The sequence below is a fragment of the Pseudoalteromonas sp. S327 genome (assembly GCF_005886415.1).
In the GTDB taxonomy this organism is placed as follows: Bacteria; Pseudomonadota; Gammaproteobacteria; order Enterobacterales; family Alteromonadaceae; genus Pseudoalteromonas; species Pseudoalteromonas atlantica.
On record NZ_PNDP01000045.1, the window covers coordinates 1 to 23624 of the forward strand.

Annotated in this window: 20 protein-coding genes; 12 read left to right on the forward strand and 8 right to left on the reverse strand. The window is 42.2% G+C overall.

Annotation, left to right across the window (positions count from 1 at the left end; translation table 11 throughout):
• Positions 1–535: 535 nt before the first annotated feature.
• The 6 genes from CWB60_RS14550 (at position 536) to cyoE (ending at position 6092) form a co-directional block, all read left to right on the forward strand.
• Positions 536–955, forward strand: a complete 420-nt coding sequence (locus tag CWB60_RS14550; RefSeq protein WP_096042109.1) for a hypothetical protein — start codon at positions 536–538, stop codon at positions 953–955.
• Positions 956–1265: 310 nt separating this feature from the next.
• Positions 1266–2219, forward strand: coding sequence for a ubiquinol oxidase subunit II (gene cyoA / locus CWB60_RS14555; protein ID WP_138578301.1), 954 nt, complete (start codon positions 1266–1268; stop codon positions 2217–2219).
• Between the two features lie 2 nt (positions 2220–2221).
• Entirely contained in the window at positions 2222–4210 is a 1989-nt protein-coding gene (gene cyoB, locus CWB60_RS14560; protein WP_138578299.1) for a cytochrome o ubiquinol oxidase subunit I, read from the forward strand.
• The gene (gene cyoC, locus CWB60_RS14565; protein WP_004587445.1) at positions 4207–4842 is read left to right on the forward strand and encodes a cytochrome o ubiquinol oxidase subunit III; all 636 of its coding nucleotides are present in this window, start codon (positions 4207–4209) and stop codon (positions 4840–4842) included. Before cyoB ends, cyoC begins: the two co-directional genes overlap by 4 nt.
• Positions 4842–5198, forward strand: coding sequence for a cytochrome o ubiquinol oxidase subunit IV (gene cyoD, locus CWB60_RS14570; protein WP_138578297.1), 357 nt, complete (start codon positions 4842–4844; stop codon positions 5196–5198). Before cyoC ends, cyoD begins: the two co-directional genes overlap by 1 nt.
• Positions 5199–5207: 9 nt before the next feature.
• On the forward strand, positions 5208–6092 hold the full coding sequence (gene cyoE, locus CWB60_RS14575; protein WP_055016849.1) for a heme o synthase: 885 nt from the start codon (positions 5208–5210) through the stop codon (positions 6090–6092).
• 66 nt (positions 6093–6158) lie between these two features.
• Here the strand turns inward: cyoE and CWB60_RS14580 are convergent, their stop codons facing one another.
• The 4 genes from CWB60_RS14580 to CWB60_RS14595 form a co-directional block, all read right to left on the reverse strand.
• Positions 6159–6824 (reverse strand): hypothetical protein, encoded by a 666-nt coding sequence (locus CWB60_RS14580; protein ID WP_138578295.1) that lies wholly within the window; start codon positions 6822–6824, stop codon positions 6159–6161.
• A gap of 133 nt (positions 6825–6957) precedes the next feature.
• A complete protein-coding gene (locus CWB60_RS14585; RefSeq protein ID WP_138578293.1) occupies positions 6958–8925 on the reverse strand; it encodes a phytase in 1968 nt (655 codons plus the stop codon).
• Between the two features lie 11 nt (positions 8926–8936).
• On the reverse strand, positions 8937–9911 hold the full coding sequence (locus CWB60_RS14590) for a metallophosphoesterase (protein ID WP_138578291.1): 975 nt from the start codon (positions 9909–9911) through the stop codon (positions 8937–8939).
• 64 nt (positions 9912–9975) lie between these two features.
• Positions 9976–12270: a TonB-dependent receptor plug domain-containing protein gene (locus CWB60_RS14595; protein WP_138578289.1), complete on the reverse strand. Its 2295-nt coding sequence runs from the start codon at positions 12268–12270 to the stop codon at positions 9976–9978.
• Between the two features lie 285 nt (positions 12271–12555).
• Here CWB60_RS14595 and CWB60_RS14600 point away from each other — a divergent pair, with 285 nt between their 5' ends.
• Positions 12556–13473, forward strand: a complete 918-nt coding sequence (locus tag CWB60_RS14600; protein ID WP_004587438.1) for a GGDEF domain-containing protein — start codon at positions 12556–12558, stop codon at positions 13471–13473.
• A complete protein-coding gene (locus CWB60_RS14605; RefSeq protein ID WP_096739996.1) occupies positions 13457–14455 on the forward strand; it encodes a helix-turn-helix domain-containing protein in 999 nt (332 codons plus the stop codon). Before CWB60_RS14600 ends, CWB60_RS14605 begins: the two co-directional genes overlap by 17 nt.
• Positions 14456–14477: 22 nt before the next feature.
• Here CWB60_RS14605 and CWB60_RS14610 read toward each other — a convergent pair whose 3' ends face one another.
• The 3 genes from CWB60_RS14610 to ettA form a co-directional block, all read right to left on the reverse strand.
• Positions 14478–15386 carry a histone deacetylase family protein gene (locus tag CWB60_RS14610; protein ID WP_096042099.1) on the reverse strand — a complete coding sequence of 303 codons (909 nt, stop codon included), beginning with the start codon at positions 15384–15386 and terminating at the stop codon, positions 14478–14480.
• 62 nt (positions 15387–15448) lie between these two features.
• The gene (locus CWB60_RS14615) at positions 15449–15805 is read right to left on the reverse strand and encodes a PilZ domain-containing protein (RefSeq protein WP_029773844.1); all 357 of its coding nucleotides are present in this window, start codon (positions 15803–15805) and stop codon (positions 15449–15451) included.
• A 119-nt stretch (positions 15806–15924) separates the two neighbouring features.
• Complete coding sequence (gene ettA / locus CWB60_RS14620) at positions 15925–17598, reverse strand: energy-dependent translational throttle protein EttA (RefSeq protein WP_029773845.1); 1674 nt, start codon at positions 17596–17598, stop codon at positions 15925–15927.
• A gap of 331 nt (positions 17599–17929) precedes the next feature.
• Here ettA and CWB60_RS14625 point away from each other — a divergent pair, with 331 nt between their 5' ends.
• The 4 genes from CWB60_RS14625 to metH all read left to right on the forward strand — a co-directional run bounded on the left by CWB60_RS14625 (position 17930) and on the right by metH (position 23451).
• Complete coding sequence (locus tag CWB60_RS14625) at positions 17930–18577, forward strand: outer membrane beta-barrel protein (protein ID WP_138578287.1); 648 nt, start codon at positions 17930–17932, stop codon at positions 18575–18577.
• A gap of 221 nt (positions 18578–18798) precedes the next feature.
• A complete protein-coding gene (gene metA / locus CWB60_RS14630) occupies positions 18799–19746 on the forward strand; it encodes a homoserine O-acetyltransferase MetA (RefSeq protein WP_138578285.1) in 948 nt (315 codons plus the stop codon).
• Complete coding sequence (locus CWB60_RS14635; protein ID WP_138578283.1) at positions 19736–20809, forward strand: homocysteine S-methyltransferase family protein; 1074 nt, start codon at positions 19736–19738, stop codon at positions 20807–20809. Before metA ends, CWB60_RS14635 begins: the two co-directional genes overlap by 11 nt.
• An 8-nt stretch (positions 20810–20817) precedes the next feature.
• A complete protein-coding gene (metH, locus tag CWB60_RS14640; protein ID WP_138578281.1) occupies positions 20818–23451 on the forward strand; it encodes a methionine synthase in 2634 nt (877 codons plus the stop codon).
• An 86-nt stretch (positions 23452–23537) separates the two neighbouring features.
• Here metH and CWB60_RS21185 read toward each other — a convergent pair whose 3' ends face one another.
• Positions 23538–23618, reverse strand: a complete 81-nt coding sequence (locus CWB60_RS21185; RefSeq protein WP_369128032.1) for an IS3 family transposase — start codon at positions 23616–23618, stop codon at positions 23538–23540.
• Positions 23619–23624 lie beyond the last annotated feature (6 nt).

Consider the following 23624-nt stretch of genomic DNA (forward strand, 5'->3'; position numbering starts at 1 on the left):
CAACTCAAGGTCGGTGGTGACTGGTTTTGAGTTGTTTTTATTCCCTACAATTGCCACGCAGTGTAAACCAAGAATCTTTATATTGTGTGTGAAGATGTTGTCAGTGTGAAAGGCGGCTCAAGTTCGGTGGTGACTGAATTTGGGCTGTTTTTGTTTGTGCGGCTTTATTTTTAACTTCATTAATCCCCCTTATCTCTACTCCTCACGCTTCCTAAATATAAAATATTTATAAACTAAGTCTTTATTTTTATTATGTAATTTTTTATTAACAAAATAGCTGCGAAAGCTTAACGCAAAACTTTATATTTTTTGTTGAACCGAAAACTGTCTTTGTTATACTCAGCATCGAACTTTCAGTAAGTTTTGAAAGCTTATTTGATACGGATCAATTCTCACTAGGTAAATGTGTGCTAGCCGGGTTTGATTGTATTTAGCACCTCGTTTTAGGGCTTACAGCAGCAATGTTTTTTTAATTTTTCCATTGCGCGCTTTATTACTCTAATTTTGTTATTAGTCATTTAGTAGGTTAATGTCTTTGAACACACTTTCTTTGCATCATACAAATACGGCTTTTGCTTCTAGCAAACCGCAAACGTGTGAGCGCTTGAATAAAGCGGGCAAGGGCGTGTGTGTCGCTATAACATTATTAGTGTTTAATACGGTAATGCTGCTAAGTGGTGCATTAGAGGATGCCTTTCAGCTTGAAGCGTTGTTTAGCAATGGCTCTATTGTTGAGCCTGTTTTGCTGCACGTTACGCAATTTTTAGCTCATCCGATCATATCTAGTCAGTTACTCATTGGCCTTTGCTGGTTATTGTTCCATATTTTTCCGGCGCGTCGTGCTGGAATAATCCTTCGTAAAGCCGCTTTCGCTTTTCGCGAGGCAAAAGTACACCAACCTGTGTCCGCTGCACATGGTTGTCGTGCTCCACCTAGCTTTACAGGTTGTCTGTAAGGCTTCACTTGTTGCTGGTTTTAATTATTTTTTCTTGCTGTAAATAATTAAAGTTTGCATTAGCAATGTAGCCGCGTGTTTTAATCACGTCAGCCAACCAACACTCACCCAAGTTAACTTTTATTACGTTATATAAATGCGTTTAGAAGCTGGGTTTGTTGCTAGGTATTTTTTGCATCCACTTGCAGCGGGTTCAGTCCCCTTTATTTTTATAATTTAGTTCTAGTTAACTTGGGTTTTTATTGAAAAATCGTTGCTTAATTTTTATTTAAAGCAGCAAATTAAAACTCTAGGTTTGTAGGATACTCCCTTGTTAATTCGTAACCTTTGTAATATTGCTTTAGCTAGTACGGTGCTGGCGTTGTCAGGCTGTAAAGGCGGGATACTCGATCCAAAAGGCCAAATAGGTATTGATGAGAAAAACTTAATCATCATTGCTACTGTCCTTATGCTGCTCGTAGTAATCCCCGTTATTGTGATGACTTTGTATTTCGCATGGAAATACCGAGACACACAAGATCATGAAATTTATGCACCAAAATGGGCTCATTCAAATAAGATTGAAGCCGTTGTTTGGGCTGTTCCTATTGTTATCGTTATTATTTTAGGTGTTATTACCTGGCAGTCTACCCAAGACTTAGACCCCTATAAACCTATTGAAGGTAAAGGCGAGCACCTCACTGTAGAGGTGGTTTCATTAAACTGGAAGTGGCTATTTATTTACCCAGAGCAAGGTATTGCAACGGTAAATGAATTGGTATTTCCGGCGAATGTGCCGGTGGAATACAAAATCACTTCAGAAAGCACAATGAACTCGTTTTTTATTCCTCAGCTAGGTAGTCAAATTTATTCTATGGCAGGCATGGAAACCAAGCTTCATTTAATCGCAAATGAGCCGGGCACATTTAAAGGCTTTTCTGCTAATTACAGTGGCGCAGGTTTTACCGGTATGAAGTTCAATGCCATTGCCACTCCAACACAAGCTGATTTTGACAAGTGGGTAACAAGCGTTAAAGCCAATGCTAATAACCTCACGCATGCCAATTATGTTGAGCTTGCAACAGCCAGTGAAAACAACCCTGTTGCCTATTATGGCAAGGTCGACGAAGGCCTATTTCATACCATTGTTATGAAGTATATGCAGGCACATGGCGATATGAACAAAAAACATCAAGCGATGAGCGAGCATGGGCAAATGAGCAAAAAGCACCATGAAATGAATGAACACGCAATGCCTTCATCTCACAGCCAGGGCGAGGAATAATAATGTCGTTTTTAGGTAAACTTTCACTCGACGCAATTCCGTTTCATGAGCCAATTATAATGGTTACCATGACGGTGATAGCGATTGCCGGGCTTATTATTGCCGGGCTTATTACTAAATATAAAAAGTGGGGCGTGCTTTGGCACGACTGGATCACCTCTGTTGATCATAAACGCTTAGGCGTAATGTACATCTTTTTAGCATTAATAATGCTGTTTCGTGGTTTTTCTGATGCCATTATGATGCGTGCGCAGTTAGCACTTGCTACTAGCGGTGCACCTGGTTATTTGCCTCCTGAGCATTACGACCAAATATTTACAGCGCACGGCGTTATCATGATCATATTTATGGCTATGCCATTTATGATTGGCCTAATGAACATTGTATTGCCACTGCAAATTGGCGCACGCGATGTCGCTTTTCCATTTTTAAATAACCTAAGTTTTTGGTTTACTGCCAGCGGTGCCATTTTAATTAACTTGTCGCTTGTATTTGGTGAGTTTGCAAAAACAGGTTGGGTGGCGTATCCGCCGCTTTCGGAGCTGACCTTTAGCCCTAGGGTGGGGGTCGATTATTATATATGGGCCTTGCAAATTTCCGGGCTCGGTACACTTTTAACTGCAGTAAACTTTTTAGCGACTGTGTTTAAAATGCGTGCCCCAGGTATGACCCTAATGAAAATGCCAATTTTTACATGGGCATGTACATGGGCAAATATCTTAATTGCAGCATCTTTCCCTATTTTAACTGCTGTGCTGGGCATGCTAACGCTTGACCGTTACCTTGATTTTCACTTTTTTACCAATGCAGCGGGCGGCAACGCCATGATGTACATCAACCTGTTTTGGGCGTGGGGTCACCCTGAGGTTTATATTTTAGTACTGCCTGCTTTTGGTATTTTTTCTGAAATTATCTCAACCTTTGCCGGTAAACGTTTATTTGGTTACAAATCGATGGTGTATGCCAGCGGTGCAATCTCTATTTTAGGTTTTATTGTTTGGCTACACCACTTTTTCACCATGGGGTCGAGCGCCAACGTTAATGCGTTCTTTGGGGTAATGACCATGGTTATTGCCGTCCCAACTGGCGTTAAGCTATTCAACTGGTTGTTTACCATTTACCGCGGCCGTTTACGTATCAGCGTTCCTGTACTTTGGACATTAGGCTTTATGGTTACCTTTACAGTAGGCGGTATGACCGGCGTACTACTGGCTATTCCGGGTGCCGATTACGTGTTGCATAACAGTTTATTCTTAATTGCGCATTTCCATAACACAATTATTGGTGGCGCTGTATTTGGCTACCTTGCAGGTTTTGTATTTTGGTTCCCTAAAGCAATGGGCTTTAAGCTTAGCGAAAAATGGGGTAAAGCGTCTTTTTGGTGTTGGATAGTTGGTTTCTTCGTGGCGTTTATGCCGTTGTATGTACTTGGTTTCTTAGGTATGACACGTCGCTTAAACCACACTAATAACCCAGATTGGAACATGTGGTTATACATTGCCGCAGGCGGTGCTGTCATTATTATGTTTGGTATTATTTTCCAAGTCGTGCAGCTATTTGTTAGCTTTAGAGACCGCGAAGCACTTGACGATACAACCGGCGATCCGTGGAACGGCCATACACTAGAATGGGCAACTAGCTCACCTCCACAAGTGTATAACTTTGCAACTATTCCTCACGTTGATGACATTGATGCATGGACCGAAGCGAAAGAAAAAGGCCAAGCGTATCAAACAAAAGCAAGCTACAGCCCAATTCATATGCCTAAAAACACAGCATCTGGGGTGTTAATTGCAGCAAGCTTAACTGTATTTAGCTTTGCCATGATCTGGCATATCTGGTGGTTAGCTGCCGTTGGTTTTGTTGGCGCAATTGCCTTATTTATCAAGCGTTGTTACACCAGCGATGTTGATTACTATATACAACCTGATGAAATCGCACGTATTGAAGCTGCGTATAATTCTAGTGGAAATAAGGAGCTAAGCGCGTGAGTACACTATCTGCGAATGTAGAAACTGCCCATTTAGACTCAGTTTCGCACGATGCTCATGCACATGAGCATCACGATACCTCTGGCGATACAATCTTTGGCTTTTGGTTATACCTAATGACCGATTGCCTATTGTTTGCCTCGTTTTTTGCCACTTACGCCGTGCTGTTTATGAACACAGCCGGTGGTGTATCAGGTAAAGACATTTTTGAACTCGACTTCGTTGCTGTAGAAACAGCGGCGCTACTCATTAGTAGTATTACTTTTGGCTTTGCCATGATTGCCGCACAAGGGCAAAAAAAGGCACTAACACTCACCTGGTTGTTTATTACCTTTTGTTTAGGTGCTGTGTTTATAGGCATGGAAATTTACGAATTTCACCACCTAATTGTGCATGGTAATGGTCCACAACAAAGTGCCTTTTTAACCTCATTCTTCTCGTTAGTAGGCTTACATGGTTTACACGTAACTGCGGGTCTAATTTGGATGAGTATTATGATGATAGAAGTGGCTAAACGTGGCTTAGGTAAACAAACAGTGACACGCTTAAGCTGCCTAAGCCTATTTTGGCACTTCTTAGACATTGTTTGGATTTGTGTATTTACCGTTGTTTATTTAATGGGAGCAATGTAATGAGCCACAGCGAAGCGCACGCGTTAAAGCAAATGCAAAACGAGCACCATGATGAGTCTCATGGCAGTGTTAAAACGTACTTAATAGGCTTTGTGCTATCAATAATTTTAACCGCGATACCGTTTTACATGGTAATGGAAGGCGACTTTTCAAAAGTAACTACGCTTTGGAGCATTGTTGCTTTAGCTATTGTACAAATTTGGGTGCACTTAAAATACTTTCTACACCTTAATTTTACGACAGAAGATGGCCGTGCAAGTACCTTCTCATTTTTATTCAGTGCCCTAATTATCGTCATGGTTGTTGGGTTATCGGTTTGGATAATTTACGAATCTAACGCAATGATGATGTACTAGGAGTTGAAGATGTTTCGTCGTTATTTATCAGTGACTAAGCCAGGCATTATTATGGGCAACCTTATCAGCGTTGCAGGCGGTTTTTTACTTGCCTCGCGCGGGGATATAGACCCATGGCTAATGGTTGTTACGCTTATTGGTTTGTCACTTGTGGTTGCATCGGGCTGTGCTATCAACAATGTAATTGATAGAGACATAGATGTAGCCATGGCACGTACTCGTACGCGGGTTACAGTAACAGGCGAAATGTCGGCCTTTGCTGCACTGAGTCACGGGGTTTTATTGGGGGTTGTAGGGTTTGGTTTACTCATTGCTTACACCACACAAGCCGCGGTATTTTTTGCAGCGTTTGGCTATGTCATTTATGTTGGGGTTTATAGCCTTTACATGAAGCGCAATTCTGTTTATGGCACGTTTGTAGGTAGCCTTTCTGGCGCAGTGCCTCCTGTTGTAGGTTACTGCGCTGTAACCGGGCAGTTCGATATAGGTGCATTAATACTATTAGTAATGTTTAGTTTGTGGCAAATGCCGCATTCATATGCCATTGCTATTTTTCGCTTTAAAGATTACCAAGCCGCAGGTATTCCCGTATTACCCGTAGCGCAAGGTATTGATAAAGCGAAGCGCCATATTGTACTTTATATTGCTGTGTACGCTTTAGTCGTCATGCTATTACCAATAAGTGGCTACACTGGCGCCGCCTTTATGGCTGTGGCGTGTATTACCAGTTTTTGGTGGTTACTTATGGCACTGCGTGGCTATCGCCGTAATATTAATTTAACGAGCTGGGCACGCCAAGTGTTTGCTTTTTCTATTATAAATATTACAGCACTCAGTATAGCTATGGCCGTTGACTACCACAGCGCAGCGCCACAACTGCTTACACTGATATAATTTTTAAAACTTTATATTTCCAAAGTTAATCCAAAGGCTCGAAAGGGCCTTTTTTCATGTTTGAAACTATTTATTTAAACTTTCTGCTTCGTAAAATAAAGGTTTTAGGGTGCCGCAGTTTATAAATTTATACGTTAACTCATTCTGGCTAGGAAGGAGGGTTGAGGTTCTAAATTTTTGCATACAGGCATTTACTAAATCTACAAAAATTAAGTGGCTGAAACTAGGTGCTTGGCTAATTTTATGAATGTAAATTCGCTCTGTGCTACCTAGGTCTATCATGTCGTATTCTTGCCACTGGCTAGGTTTAGCTAAATCTTTTAATTGGCGAGCATATAGCTGTTTACTCATTTCTATTGTTCTGTTTGTGTAAATTAGGCTGCCTGCTTTTTTGTAATTGCCTTCGTACACATCTGCGGTAATGGTTATTTCTTCACCGCGCATTAAGCGTTGAATATTAAAAGGTTTGGGCTTTAGCGTTATAAGCTCTGCGTTGCGCACAATATCTAAAAAAGCCACATCGGGGTTTTTAATCCTATACACCACTTGTACATCGTGAGGTAATTTATAGCCGGGTAAGTTAAACGCATAAATTCCTGAACCTTTATTCACCAGTGCTATTGCATGCTCAGCATTGTATTTGGGGTTGAGCGGGGGCAATTCTGCTGCCTCTTCCTCAGCAAAAGCGTATCCGCTTATAGTAATGATCAACAAAGTAAGAAGTAAACGCATAATAATCTCAATTAATTTATGAGCTTAAAGTGTAGTATATAGCTTTAATAACTCTAAATTTAATAGGTTTATTTTAAATACACATAGTAAAAAGGCTCGTAAGAGCCTTATTGCGTTTAAATATGGTAGGTTTTTACTTAATCGCTTTTTTAACCTCACGCCAGTCAATAATTTTAAAATTTTGTGGTCGTAGTGGCATACGGTTGTAGCCGTCTTGCACTATAAGCATGCCTTCAGGATAGCCTGGTAAAGGTTTTGCTGTAACGGTTAAGCCGTCTGTTTCACCTGCGCCATCAATGCCTTTATCTAAATTAGCAATCACATTAAACTTACCTGCAAAGCTTAGGCTAGGCTGTGTATTATCTGATATTTTATAAAGCACATAGCTATTATCGCCTTGGCTTGATACCACTAAATAGCGCTTATCATCAGCATGATAGATTTCCATGCCTTCAACATCTGCCACAAGTTGCTCATTTATACCTTGTAGCATGACCGCTTTGTTGCCAGCACTGGGTTCAGCACCGATATACCAAATGCCTGCATCTTCTTCACCTGCAAATAATTGGCCGCGCTTATCATCAGCACTACAGCCTTCTGGTTGGCTTGGTAGGGTAAACTCTCTAACCAGTTCACCGCTTAAGTTACCTTGCTCACCGGTGAGTTTATATTGTTGGAACAAACCTGATTTATCATTAACAAATACGTATTGACCAGATTCAGACGAATACATACACATACCGTAAATCTCGGCTAGGTTTGTGGCTACTTCTGTTACATGGTTTACTTTGTTCTCGCTATCGACAGTAAACACGCTAATACTGTTAAGCGTGCGGTTGCTGGCTGTGATCCAAGTCTGGGTTTCGTTGTTTATACCCTTATGCTGGCGTACATCAACATTATTTAAACGCCCAACATTAAGTGATTGTACTTTGTTGCCAGCAAGATCATAAACCATTAAGCCGCGGCGTTTATCTGTGCCTAAAATTAAGCTGCTTTTAGCGTCTTGTTCATTTATCCAAATTGCTGGGTCATCCGCTGCATCACCAAATGCTGCAACTGGCGTTGTTTGTGCGCTGGCATGAAGGTGAGTCATCGCGACTTTGTTTTGTGAAGTAACTGTTTGCGCAGTGTAGTTAACGTTTGCTTGAATGTAGGCACCTGTTTCATCATCAATTAAAACTAGCTGCACTTGATTGTTATTGATCAAGCTCGCTGCAACAGATTCAATGGTGTGATCGCCAGAAAGTGACCACTGACTTAGTTTTTCAGTATTTTCGTGGTAAGCATAGATCATATTGCCATCAGTGGCAGTAAGCCATAAAGTACCATCTTGTGATACTGATAATGCCCCAATTTCACTGTTTAATTCACCGTAAGGCTCAACTAATGCCACTGGCTGTTTGTTGGCATTTGATTCCGCATCAGCATTAATGGCCCACACACCTAGCTCTGCTTCGCCCACATACAAAGTTTTAGTTTCATCATTAACAGCACAGCCTGAAGCCTCAGTGACTGCAGAGAACTCACGTACTGCAATATTTTTAGCTTGTTTAGTGGCTAAATCATAAATGATGGTTTCGCTGATCAAGCCTCGAACATCTGGCACAAACGCTGAGATAGTTTTATTATCTGCGTTTTTAAATAAACATACGGCATCAGGCTGAGCTTGGGGCGGGGTAATACGAGAGAGTTCATTTATCTGCCAAGTTTGGCCATTTTTTTCAAGCTTAAAGATGGCGACGTTGTCTTGGCTTTTATCAATGCTTGAGAGTAACAATTGCTGCGCTGATAATTGTTTTAGTGAAATTGACTCAAAGTTTCCGGCGAGCAGCACTCGGCTTTGCTCGTTATCGGCAATTAATAAGCCTTGGCTTTCACTGGCAATAAGCCATTGATTAGTACCAAGTGCAGCGGCTTGTGAGCCTTGCATGTTTTGTTGTGGGCCGAATAATTTAGTTTTAATACCTGTTTCTTCAATATATGGCTTTGCAATAGCTGTATTATTTTGCGTATCGTCATTACTTGTACAACCGCTTATTGCAGTTATTAGGAGTGCACTGCCAAGCACCGCTGAAATTGTATTTAGTTTAAAGTTCATTATTTTATCCTTTACTTATCTATGTGCTTTTCAGTGCTAAAACGTACTTCACCAAGGTGATTAATCGCACTTACACTGAGTGTTTCGCCATTGATAGATACACTTAAAAAACCAGGTGTTGCTTCTGCGTAGCGAGTAAATTCACGTTGTTTTACAAACCGTGCTTCACTGCCTCCACCAGAGATAAAGTGAGCCACTTTGCTATTTTTTGGTTGGTTGTATTGCAAGTCGTGCTCGTGCCCTGCGATATAAGCATGCACGTTATGACGCTCCAAAATAGGTTCTAAAATGTCGCGAAGCCCTTGGTTACGGCCAAAGCGTTTACCACTTGAATAAAGCGGGTGATGACCGACCACAATCTTCCACTTTGCTTTACTGCCGGCAAGTTGGGTTTCAAGCCAAGTAAGCTGGGCTTTATAGTCTTGCCCTTGGGTAGAGCGATATTTATCACGGTCTCTGTATTGCGGCTGAATTGGGTTGGTATCTAAAAAAACCATTAACACTTGCTCGTTGTTTTCAAGCGCAAATGTTTTACTGTAGTACCTTGCAGGTAACTGCCAGCGCTGACTTTTGTTTGTATAGTCAATTTGTGCTTGGGCGTTGCCCAAGTAATCGTGATTACCTAAAACAACATACCAGTCTTCAAATGTGTGCGGGCCGTGGTATATATCCTCAAAGGCAGATTGCCATAAAGGGTCGTTGACGCTTGCTACCCCATTCGGGTAAAAGTTATCACCAGTTGAGACGATAAAGTCAGCATCGGTTTGATACATGGCTATTTCTAATTGGTGTGCGACTTCTTTTTGATAAAAGTGGCCGTTATGTCCCCAGTCGCCAATTACCATAAAATTAAGGCTATCAGGTAGCGTATTTAACTTAGCTATTTTTTGCTGTTGATAAAGCTCATCTTTATAAATAACAGGCTCGACTGCACTGAGTGCTGATGAGCTCAGTAGGGCGGCCATTATGAAAGACAGTTTAAACATGTTCTAACTCCCAAAAGGCACGTAATAGCAATCCATCACGTGCCTAATATGATGATGCCTGCTATTAAAATGCGTAGCGCAACATTAGTTGAATCACAGGACCTGCTTCTTCAGATTCAAGCTCGTACTCATCAAAGTCACGGCTGTTTTGGTCATCAAGTGAGTCAAATTTGTTAAAAACTTCATCATTACTGGCATCAAGTAGGTTTGAACCCACTAGGCGAAGGGTTACGTCATCCCAGCGCTTTTCAACGAAAAGCTCTAAATCAGCACCGTAAGAGGTTGTTACTTCTTCCCCTACAAAGCGTCCGTATGCATCACCTTGGTTACGGTAAGTTGCGCCAAATGATGCACGCAGTATTGGTAAATCTTGGATAAAGCCAATGTTATAAACATAATCTGATTGGTCGTTAAATTTACGTTTGCCAAAACTGTCTTCAACTTCACTGTCAAGCCAAGAGTAGTTTAAGAAAATACCAGTATTTGGCATGTTGATTGCGCTCAGTGGCGTTGATAAATCAAACTCAATACCTTGTACTGTGCCATCGCCAGTATTTTGTGGTTGCAGTACAAATGTACCTTCGCCTTCTGAGCCTTCAACACCTGTGCTGGCAATTTCAATTAGGTCGCTAACGTCACGGTAAAATACGTTTACACCGACAACGCCACTTTTACCTAAACGGTATTCGTAACCTAAATCGATACCCCAAGAAGATTCTGGCTTAAGATTTGGGTTACCTAAAAAGTCATTATCAGCGAGTTCTTCTTCAAGTAGAGCCGGTGTCATGTAATCAAAATCTGGGCGGCGCAAGCTACGAGCAACAGAGGCGCTGACTCGGCCGTTATCACTTACACTGTAACGAAAGTGAGCTGAAGGTAAGAAAAAGTCATAATCATTTTCGGCAGTAACGCCTTCATTGGTATCGGTAATGCTTGAGTCAGTTGACTCCCAGCGCACACCCATCTCCCATGAGAACACATCTGCTTCGTGTTTGATTAATGCAAATAAGTCAAAACGGTCTTCTTCAAGCGTATTAACGCCTCCGTCTACTGCTTCAAATTCATTGTTAAATTGCGCTAATGACATTGGCGTCTGGCTAAATTGATCCCAGCCAGTAAGTGTTTGCTCACTTTCATCTTCAGCTTCAAAAATTGCTGTGTCGCGCTCTTTTCCTTGAACAAAAGCACCAAACTGAACTTCTTTTGAGTCACCTAGCAGTAAGCTATGTTGCCATTGTAATGACCATTCTTTATCGTCAATCTCAACAGTTTCTTCTGCTTCTTCAAAAACCATTGGGAGCTCAGATGTATCAAGTTCAACTTCTTGCTCGTAAACTGACTCTTCAAAGCTGGCATAGCCTACTTTAAATTTGCTGGTACCGCCTAATAACGGTAATTCATAACCTGAGTTAATGTTGTAGTTAGTTTGATCAATATAAGCGACGTTCGCGTTATCCGAGAGTAAATTACCGCCTTCAACAATAGAGCCTGAGGTTGCAGATGCATCGTCATATTCAAAAGAACGCTCGTCTTCGGTACGGTCTGTATCAACCCACATAGCGCTAATATCAAACTTGCCACGGTTATCAAATACCTTTTCAAAGCTGGCATTTAATGATGTGTCATCGCCATCACGAGTATCAGATTGATCTTCACGGTTATCAAAATCATCAGTTGCGTAATTAGGGTTATTTTCAGGGCTATCACCATAACGTATGCTTGATTTTTGTTTTGGGTTATAACGACCTTGAAAATTAGCGCCTAGTAGTAAACGTCCACCTGCAAACTCAGTACCGTAAACGCCCGCAAAGCTTTCTTTTAGTTCACCGTCATCATAGCGTAATCCTCCTGCGCGAATATAACCGCCGTCTAAGCTGTAGCCATCGCGAAGTACAATGTTAAGGGTGCCCGCAATTGCATCGGCAGAGCGGTTGGCACTTGATGAACGAATTATTTCTACACGCTCGATTAATTCTGCTGGAATACGGTCAACAAAAAATGAGCGATCAGCGCCTGCGCCTGGAACTTCTTCGCCATTGATCAGTACTTTTGTGTAAGCAGGGCTCAAACCGCGCATACGTGCGCCGTCAGACTCAAGCACATCTGATAAAAACGTCACACTCGGTACACGCTTTAGTGCATCACCTGCTGTTAGTGGTTCAAAACGCTGAAAGTATTCTTGAGAGTATTCAAGCGTTGGGGCTAGTTCTTGTGAGCGGTTGCGATAACCTATTTCGCCATAAACTACTAACTCTTCAGATATTTTTACATCAGTTCTGTGTTCTTCTTGTGCTGCATGTACTGCTAAATTGCAAAGTGATAGCGCTGTTACCAGTGCTTTAAGTTTAAAGTGTGCCATGTAATTTGCTCCTGTTGCTGCTTGGTTTGAAAGCAAACTAATTAAATTAAATGACGCAAATGTGACAACACCCTATTTAGATCAGCAGGTTATTAAGGTTTTAAAAGCTTTACCTTGGCGTGTGAGCTAATCGCACTCCCAAGCAATATAGCGTTAATGGGCTATGTGCAGGTTATAAGTAAGTGCATATCATTTAGCTGTCACATCATTGAGCTAATATGACCCTGCTACAAAAAATGCACTTCGGGTAGCATAAATACATACGCAATTTAAATAAGACAAACTATGCGATTTAATCCCTTTATTAGCCATCGGCTTTTAACAAACAGTATTATAGCTATGGCGTTATTAGCCATATTTTTATGTGCCTATTTAGGGGAGCTCAAAGAGCTGCAACACATACAATGGCTCGATATTATTGGTGAGGGCGGCATAGTGATTATGACCCTAACTTGGATTGTTGCCTTACTTATTTCGCGCCCGCCGGGCAAAGTTACTCGTTATTTGGTGCTTGGGCTTGGTTTATTTATGTTCTCGGCTACGCTCGATTTGCTCGATGAATGGTTAATGCAACCTGCGCAGCAGTGGCTAAGCTGGATAGAGTCACTGCCAGCCCCCGTTGGGATGCTGCTAACCAGTTTAGGTTTATACCATTGGCACCAAGAACAATATGTTTTAAATAAACAGCTAAGGCGCCGTGAAGCACATTTACGTGAGCACGATAAAGTATGCCCCGTGACCGGTGTTTATACAGCCGAATACTTACAAAGCGTTTTAAACACGCAGCTTAAGGCGCCGCAGCCAGTTTTATTAGCCGCTATTGATATACGCGACTTCGCGAGTTTTAATAATGAGTTTGGTTTTAGCGAAGGGGATCGACTGCTACGCGAAATAAGCGAGCTTATACTAATGAACTGTCGGTTAAGCGATGTGGTATGTCGTTATGCGGGAGACTGTTTTATGGTGCTAATGCCAGCCACATCAAAGCAGCAAGGTCAAGAGCTTCTTAGGCAAATAACAGCCGCATTAAAACATTGTGCTTTTAAAGTAGAAGGCTCTGGGCTTGCTAAGTTTCAGTGTGTAACTACCCACATCATACAAGCGCAAAAAAGTGATACAGCTCACATGCTAATGCAACAATTGCACAGCGGCCTACAACTACAAAAACAACAAAGAGCCACCAGCAGTGAACAGTTATGTTAGCTTAAGTGACAAGTATTTAACTGCACAGGGGCTTATAACTGCCGTTGTAGAGCTTGCGCAAAGTAGGGGGGTTGCCTTACATAAGTTGTTACGCGGCACCGGGATTTTTGAGCAAGACTTACTCAGCGTTGAACATTGCTTTAGTTTAGAGCAGCAAGTTAAATTACTAAGTCAATTTAAACGCCTAATGAACACCCCCGACAGCGGTTTTTTACTAGGGAGTCAATTAGTTAACGATTCAAGTAGCGCAGCACAAAGTGTATTGTACAGCGCTAAACTAGGAGCGGCTCTGTTACAAATACAGCGAGCGCATTTACAGCTTTGCCCTTTGTTTTTTAGTCAGCACTATGTAAGTAATCAGCAATTTTATATTTTTTTAAATGCTGCTACAGGGCTTGATGACGACCTACACAACTACATTTTAGAAATTTACAGTGCTGCGTTTTATAGTTTATTAAAGCGTTTAAGCCCGCACTATCCGCAATGTGAGTTCGACTTTAGCTTTAAGCGACCGCGACATATTCATCAGTACGAGCAACATTTAGGTTTAAAGCTGCGCTTTGAGCAGCCAACGACTCGTTGGGTAATTAGCAAAACATTACTTCGCCAAGCTAACCCGTACGCCAGCGAATTACGCTTTATGCAAGCACGCGCTCAATTGGCTGTAAAATCACACGAAAAATACACCTTTATAGAGGCTGTTTGGCGCTATCTACACACTTATAACGAGGCAAGTTTAGAGCAAACCGCCCAGTATTTTGCCATGAGCCCAGCCACGTTTAAACGAAAACTAAAATGCCATAATATGCGCTTTTCGAGCTTAGTAGATGAGCAAAATAAACATAAAGCCATTTATTTACTTACCTTGCGCGCTAAGTGCAATGAGCATGTTGCTGAGCGTTTGGCGTTTTACGATATTCCTAACTTTAGGCGGGCATTTAAACGTTGGACAGGGCTAACCCCAAGCCAGTTAAAAGTATAAAGCGCACAGGTTAATACTTATTTTAAAAACCAGCAGCCTGCTCAATTACTATTGCATGGCGCTGCGCTAAACGCGTATGGTCTCTGTCGTAGCCGCCACCAATAACACTGGCAATAGCGGTGTTATGTTCAAGGCAGCGCTTAAACACTAAATGGTCACGCTGTTTAATGCCGTCCCAGCTTATATCTAGTTTGCCTAAGCCATCGTCTTGCCAAATATCTACACCCGCATCGTATAGGACTAAATCGGGGTTGAGCTCTTTTAATAAAAACTGCAGCGTATCATCCACAACGCCTAAGTATTCTGCGTCTTGCATATTGTTAGCAAGGCCTATGTCTAAATCGCTGGGGGATTTTCTAAACGGGAAGTTTTTTTCGCAGTGTATAGAGCATGTATACGCATACGGCTGATGTGCAAGCATTGCAGCTGTGCCATCGCCTTGGTGTACGTCTAAATCAAAAATGAGCACGTTGGTCACTTCACCGCTTTGTATTAATGTTTGCGCGGTAAAGGCTAAGTCGTTCACCATACAAAAACCTGAGCCAAAATCAGTGTGTGCATGGTGCGTACCGCCTGCTAAATGACAGGCTAAGCCATGCTTTAATGCTAAGCGTGCAGTTTGTAACGTGCCTTGTGGGGCGGTGAATGTACGGTTCATTAGCGGTTGCGACCAAGGTAAGCCAATGCGGCGCATGGCTTTTTCGTCTAGGCGGTTATGCCATAAATCGTGAATGTAGTTTTCGCAGTGTACCAGTTCAAGTGGCTCGGGGGAGCCCAAAATAGGCTCTACTAAATTATTACCTGCAATGCCTAAACCTTTAACCTGCTCATATAAATGAGCAAATTTACTCATTACAAATCGGTGCTTAGGGTCAAAGCTAAACGAATAATTACTGTGATAGACCAAAGGTAAGTGAGGGTTTAGGCGCATAACCATATCAATAATAAAGTTTGCGCTATGGTAATAAACTTAACTAAGGGAGTCTATTGCCGTTATTCAATCAATGAGGCAAGCTCACGATGAAGTAATTGTTCATCGGCTAAATTAAGTTCAACTAACCGTTTTAAATAGGTAATGCTGTTTATATCTATATGGTGGCAATTAAGGCCGATGTGTTTATCTTCTATGTGGCAAATAAACACCTCCATTTTTATTTCTATATCGCTTTGTGGCAAGGTAAAGCGCAAGGTGGCTTCGCTATTTTTTGTGCCACTAAACGCCGCGCATTTAGTAATGAGTGCGCCATGTAAAGATACATCGAGTAATTTGCATGGGTAGCTCTCTCCTGCAAATTCTAATTGGGCCGCGGTTGAAAAAAGAATACGCGAGAACTGACGTCGATTTTCCATAAAACGAGTTGCCTTTATTGTAATATTTAAATCAAGCATAGCGGGAAATAGCCCATAGCGATAAAAAATGGCATAAAAAAACCCCGCATAAATGCAGGGTTTATTATATCAGTTAACAATTAACCAATTTTTTTGTACTTAATACGCTTAGGTTGTGCAGCTTCTGCGCCTAAGGTCTTTTTAAGCCACTCCTCGTATTCAGTGTAGTTACCATCGAAGAAGTTAATTTGGCCTTCGTCGCGGTAATCTAAAATGTGCGTTGCAATACGGTCAAGGAACCAACGGTCATGCGATATACACATTACACACCCAGGGAACTCTAAAATAGCGTTCTCAAGGGCACGAAGTGTTTCAACATCAAGGTCATTGGTTGGCTCATCCAGTAGTACTACGTTACCACCCGCTTTTAAAAGCTTAGCAAGGTGTAAACGGTTACGCTCACCACCTGATAAGTCTTTTACAAACTTTTGCTGATCGTTACCTTTAAAGTTAAAGCGGCTAACGTACGCACGGCTTGGGAACTCAAAGTTACCAATTTTTAGTACGTCTTGTCCGTCAGATATTTCTTGGAATACAGTTTTGCTTTCGTCCATGTTGCCACGGAACTGATCAACCGTTGCAAGCTCTACAGTTTCACCTACGCTAATGCTGCCGCTATCTGGTTGCTCTTCACCGCTTAGCATTTTAAATAGGGTTGATTTACCCGCACCATTGGCACCGATAATGCCCACAATCGCGCCTTTTGGCATACTAAAGCTTAAATCGTCGATTAATACGCGATCGCCAAAACTCTTGCGTAAGTTATTAACTTCAAGTACTTGGTCGCCTAAACGCGGACCAGGTGGAATAAATAGCTCGTTAGTTTCGTTACGCTTTTGGTAATCAGACTGCTGTAGCTCGCTAAACTGCGCCATACGCGCTTTAGACTTAGCTTGACGACCTTTAGGGTTTGAACGCACCCACTCAAGCTCTTGAGCAATTGATTTTTGACGTGCTTTTTCAGATTTTTGCTCTTGTTGTAAGCGCGCATCTTTTTGCTCAAGCCAAGAAGAGTAGTTACCTTCCCACGGAATACCTTCACCACGGTCAAGCTCTAGTATCCAGCCAGCTACATTATCAAGGAAGTAACGGTCATGCGTTACCGCCACAACAGTGCCTTCGTAATCATGTAAGAAGCGCTCAAGCCAAGCAACCGACTCAGCATCTAAGTGGTTAGTAGGCTCATCGAGAATAAGCATATCTGGTTTTTCGAGTAATAAACGACAAATAGCAACACGGCGGCGCTCACCACCTGAAAGGTGCTCAATTTTAGCATCCCACTCAGGTAAACGAAGTGCATCAGCAGCGCGTTCTAAAACGTTATCGATGTTGTGACCATCGTGCGCTTGAATGATTGCTTCAAGCTCGCCTTGCTCTTTTGCTAGGGCGTCAAAGTCAGCGTCTTCCATTGCATACTCGTTGTACACTTCGTCAAGGCGATTAAGGGCATGTTTTACTTCGCCAACAGCTTCTTCAACTATTTCGCGTACTGTTTTGCTTTCGTCCAGTACTGGCTCTTGCGGTAAGTAACCAATTTTAGTACCAGGTTGAGGGCGAGCTTCACCTTCAAAGTCTTGATCAACACCGGCCATAATGCGAAGTAATGTAGATTTACCAGCACCATTTAAACCTAGCACGCCAATTTTAGCGCCAGGGAAAAAGTGCAACGAAATATCTTTTAAAATTGTGCGCTTAGGTGGCACAACTTTAGATACTCGACTCATCGAGAATATAAACTTATCAGGTAAAACCATGGAGGAAAGCCTTCAAATAATAATAAAAATTTCAATGTTGTATTGTAGTGGCTCACGGGTGAAACAGTCAACGAATGGCGTATAGAACAATACGCTAATCTAAACGGTACTTTATTTTCTTGCCCATTTAAAACACCACTATGACAGGATTTCTATTGTGTAAAATTCTGTAATCTATAGTTTTATATTGTTCAAATACATTTCACTTTTAACAAAAGTGGTACAGTATATTTACAAACTGTAAGGTATAAGCAAATTATACAGGCAGACCACTCTTAGTCGTTGTAAAACATCGCATAATTAAATATTACAAAGGTTTAAAGGAATGAACATGAAAACAGTTACAAAGTTAGGGGCATTACTTTTAGGTTTATACTCATTTTCGAGCCAAGCAGACATACTCCACGTAAATGGTTATTACCAAGGAGTAGGGATAGGGTCTACGCAAATTGATGTATACGAGAGTGATAGCATACGATTTACAACACTATACGGCCAGTTTGGCTATCAGTTTTCGCGATACTTTGCGATAGAAGGTCGTGTAGGTTTTGGTTTAAATGACGAATCAACGCCTCTAAATGGGCTTGTTTACGCGCGAAACCCGCTAGATGGTTCGTTAACCTCAGAATCTATTAAGAGCGAAATTGACTCAAGCCTTGATTTGCAAACAAGTATATTTGTGAAAGCTAATTATCCCATTTCAATTCGGGCAGATGTGTTTTTATTTGGTGGCTATGGTAGAAATAAATTAAGTTACAATGAAGGTGAAATAAGAAACCTTGCAGAATCAATAACTGGCTCAGATACAAATTCTACGTTAATCACTGAGCAAAATTATGACGAAGGCGGTGTAACGTCCGGTACTGGGATTGACTATAGGTTAACTCAACGCTGGCAAGTAAGCGCTGAATACCAATATTTTGATACAGATGAAGGTGATATTTACGCTCTTAATTTATCCGTAAATTATCGTTTTTAATTGAAATAGCGCTACTGGTTTTAGTAGCGCGACTTCAATACAGTTAAACAAAATATTTCAATATAAATGCATTCCTCCTGATCTATAACTTTTTGTAAATCTGATAAAATCATGAATAAATTTCATTTAGACATCTATACATCTAGAGGTTGATATTTTTAGCATACTGTTCATAATGAGAGCGTATAAATTCTCGGTTTTTATGAGTAGGAGTAAAAAATATGCCAATTACAGTGAAAGACGAGCTACCGGCTATTGCCCGTTTACGTGAAGAAAACGTGTTTGTAATGCCAAAAAGTCGCGCAAAAACGCAAGAAATTCGTCCTATGCGTTTGGCTATTTTAAATTTAATGCCTAATAAAGTAGAAACCGAAGTGCAGTTTATTCGTTTGCTTGCCAATTCTCCTTTGCAAGTAAATGTAGAGCTATTACGCCTAGATACGCACCGTAGTAGTAGCAACTCAGAAGAGCACCTAGATACCTTTTACCGTTATTTTTCAGAAGTGAAAGAGAATAACTACGATGCGTTAATTGTTACCGGCGCGCCACTCGCACACCTTGAATACGACGATGTTGCGTACTGGGATGAGCTAAAAGTGATTATTGATTGGGCAGAGCAGCACGTTACCTCTACGCTGTTTTCGTGCTGGGCGGCGCATGCCGCGTTGTATCATCGTTACAATTTAAAACGCGATTTAAAAGAAGATAAACTTTGTGGTGTGTTTACTCACCAGTGTTACTTTGATCACGGGGCACTTACTCGTGGCTTCGACGACACCTTTTTAGTGCCGCACTCACGTTATGGCCACATAGATATAAATAAAATAAATGCCTGCGACGATATAGTCGTGCTGGCTGGCTCTGAAAAAGTAGGCGCTTACTTAATGAAAAATAAGTCGGGCAGTCAAGTGTTTATAACCGGCCACCCAGAATACGATGCCGACACACTAAAAGCAGAGTATGAGCGCGATTTACAAAAAAGCCCTGATGCGCCAAAACCCGAAAACTATTTTCCAGATAACGACGCAAGCAAAAAGCCGTCAAAAACGTGGCAAAGCCATGCTTTTTTGCTGTTTTCGAACTGGTTAAATTACTACGTGTACCAAACGACCCCTTATGATATTAATTTAGTTAGCCAAGATGTGAGGACTAACAACTATGCCGAATAACGTGCAAAACAATAATAAACACAGCGAATTAAGCGCTGCATTAAAAGAGCGTATTTTAATTTTAGATGGCGCCATGGGCACCATGATCCAAACTCACCAGCTTGAAGAAGAAGACTACCGAGGCGAGCGCTTTAAAGACTGGCACGTACTAATTAAAGGCAATAACGATTTATTAAGCCTTACAAAACCTGAGTTAATAACCAATATACACCGCAGCTTTTTAGCCGCAGGTGCAGACATTATTGAAACCAATACCTTTAACTCAACCACCATTTCGATGGAAGATTACGACATGGCAAGCATAAGCCGTGAAGTAAACTTAGAGTCGGCAAAACTCGCGCGCGCAATATGTGACGAGTTCACCGCTAAAAACCCAGAAAAACCACGTTATGTAGCCGGTGTGTTAGGGCCAACCTCTAAAACCTGCTCAATTTCGCCAGATGTAAACGACCCAGGTTATCGCAACATTACCTTTGATAAGCTGGTTACTGCGTATGTTGAGTCTACCCTTGCATTAATGGAAGGCGGCGCCGATTTAATACTTATCGAAACTATATTCGACACGCTAAATGCAAAAGCGGCCTCATTCGCAGTAGAAGAAGCGTTTGAGCAAGCAGGGCGTACATTACCAGTAATGATCTCGGGCACAATTACCGATGCCTCTGGGCGTACGCTTTCGGGGCAAACAACCGAAGCATTTTATAATTCTATTCGCCATATTAAGCCGCTTTCTATAGGCCTTAATTGCGCCCTAGGCCCCGATTTACTTCGGCAATACGTAGAAGAGCTTTCGCGCGTATGCGAAACATTTACCTCAGTACACCCAAATGCCGGTTTACCTAACGAATTTGGTGAGTACGACCTAGAAGCAGAGGACATGGCGAAAGAGATTATAGACTGGGGCAAATCGGGCTTTATAAATATTGTTGGTGGCTGCTGTGGCACAACGCCTGCGCATATTCGTGCGTTTGCCAAAGGGCTTGAAGGCGTTAAACCTCGCGCGTTGCCAGAGCTTGATGTTCGTATGCGTTTATCAGGCCTTGAAGCCTGTAACTTAAACTAGGAGCCAACATGACCCAGCAAATTGCAGTATTTACCAATGTTGGCGAGCGTACCAACGTAACCGGCTCTGCCATGTTTAAACGCTTAATCATGGAAGAAGATTACGAAACCGCCCTGAATGTGGCTCGCGAGCAAGTAGAAAACGGCGCCCAAGTTATTGATATAAACATGGACGAAGCCATGTTGGACTCAAAAGCGGCCATGGTTAAGTTTTTAAACTTAATTGCCTCAGAGCCCGATATTTCTAAAGTGCCCATTATGGTCGACTCCTCTAAATGGGAAGTAATAGAAGCAGGCCTTAAATGTATTCAAGGCAAGGCTATTGTTAACTCAATATCGCTTAAAGAAGGGGAGGAGCCGTTTAAACGTCAAGCTAAAATTATTAAACGATTTGGCGCCGCCGCTGTGGTTATGGCGTTTGATACCGACGGCCAAGCCGACACCGCAGACCGCAAATACGAAATCTGTGAACGCAGCTACAAAATATTAGTCGAAGAGATTGGCTTCCCGCCGGAAGACATAATATTCGATCCCAATATATTTGCCGTAGCCACTGGTATAGAAGAGCACGACAACTACGCCGTAGAATTTATTGAAGGGACACGCCGCATTAAGCAAAACTTACCGCACTGTAAAGTGTCGGGCGGGGTGTCTAATGTCTCGTTTTCGTTTAGGGGTAATAACCCCGTACGTGAAGCGATTCACTCGGTGTTTTTATACCACGCGATAAAAGCGGGTATGGATATGGGTATTGTAAACGCAGGCCAGCTTGCAGTTTACGACGATATCCCCGAGGAACTTCGCAAAGCCGTAGAAGATGTAATTCTTAACACTGACCCCGGTGCAGGTGAGCGCCTTGTAGAAATAGCCCCTAAGTTTTCGGGTATGGCACAAGCCGAACGCGTAGAAGATTTAGAGTGGCGTACATGGCCTGTTGAAAAACGCCTAGAGCACGCCCTTGTAAAAGGCATTACTACTTTTATAGATGAAGACACGGAAGAATGCCGCGCTGCCGCCGATAAACCTATTCACGTAATTGAAGGGCCATTAATGGATGGCATGAACGTGGTAGGGGATTTATTTGGTGCAGGTAAAATGTTTTTACCGCAAGTTGTTAAATCGGCCCGCGTAATGAAACGCGCAGTGGCCTACTTAGACCCATTCATAGAAGCCGAAAAAGAAGAAGGTGCCACTAACGGTAAAGTGGTTATGGCCACCGTAAAAGGCGACGTGCACGACATAGGTAAAAACATTGTAGGCGTAGTACTGCAATGTAATAACTACGAAGTAATCGACTTAGGCGTAATGGTACCTGCCGAAAAAATACTGCAAACCGCGATTGACGAAAAAGCCGACATAATCGGCCTTTCGGGTTTAATTACCCCATCGCTTGATGAAATGGTACACGTAGCCAAAGAAATGACCCGCCGAGGCTTTGAGCTCCCACTTATGATTGGCGGCGCAACGACCTCTAAAGCGCATACTGCCGTTAAAATTGAACCGCAGTACGACAAAGGCGTAGTGTACGTAAATAACGCCAGCCGTGCAGTGGGCGTGGTATCAAGCTTATTATCTAAAGAGCTAAAACCGGCCTTTTTAGAAAAAACTAAAGCCGAGTACGAAAAAGTACGCGAGCAACAAGCGCGCAAAAAGCCACGTTCAAAACCCGTTACCATACAGCGTGCCCGCGATAACGCAGCCAAGCTTGATTGGGATAATTACACGCCACCGGTGCCTAAAAAGCTGGGCGTGACCGAATTTAAAAATGTATCAATCGCCACGTTACGTAAATACATAGATTGGACCCCGTACTTTATGACGTGGTCAATCGCTGGTAAATACCCGCGCATAATGGACGATGAAGTCGTTGGCGAGCAAGCACGTAGCTTATTTAAAGACGCTAACGACATGCTCGACGACCTTGAAAAGTCAGGTGCTTTGCAACCTTTAGGTGTAATTGGTTTATTCCCTGCAAACCGCGTGGGTGATGACATAGAAATTTACACCGACGAAACCCGCAAAGAGCTGTTAACTACCTCATGCCATTTACGCCAGCAAACCGAAAAAACCGACTTTGCTAACTATTGTTTAGCCGACTACATTGCGCCAAAAGGCACACCTGATTACTTTGGCGCGTTTGCAGTAACGGGCGGTTTAGAAGAAGACGACCTAGCCGACGCGTTCGATGCCAAGCAAGACGACTACAATAAAATAATGGTAAAAGCCGTTGCCGACAGGCTTGCAGAAGCCTTTGCAGAATACTTGCACGAACAAGTGCGCAAAGAGTATTGGGGTTACGCAGCCGATGAAAACTTAAGTAACGATGAGCTAATTCGCGAAAACTACCAAGGTATTCGCCCAGCGCCTGGTTACCCAGCGTGCCCAGAGCACACTGAGAAAAAGAAAATTTGGCAGTTACTCGATACCGAAAAACGCATTGGCATGCAGCTCACCAGCTCATACGCCATGTGGCCAGGGGCTGCGGTTTCGGGCTGGTATTTCTCACACCCAGAGGCAAAATATTATGCCGTAGCATCTATTCAAAAGGATCAGGTAGAAGATTACGCCAAGCGAACTAATATGACGCTCGAAGAGGCTGAACGTTGGCTATCGCCTAATTTGGGGTATGAGCCGGAGTCATAGTGAAGTGGTTAAATAGCGAAGCGGTCAGTTTTTAGCTGTCAGCTATCAGTTAAATGATCTGACCCCGATAAAGTAGACACGGGGTTTTAATTCATTGATTCATATTGTATGGGGCTAACATTTCCAATCGTCCCATGCATTCGCACTGAGTTGTAGTAATTCTCAATATAAAA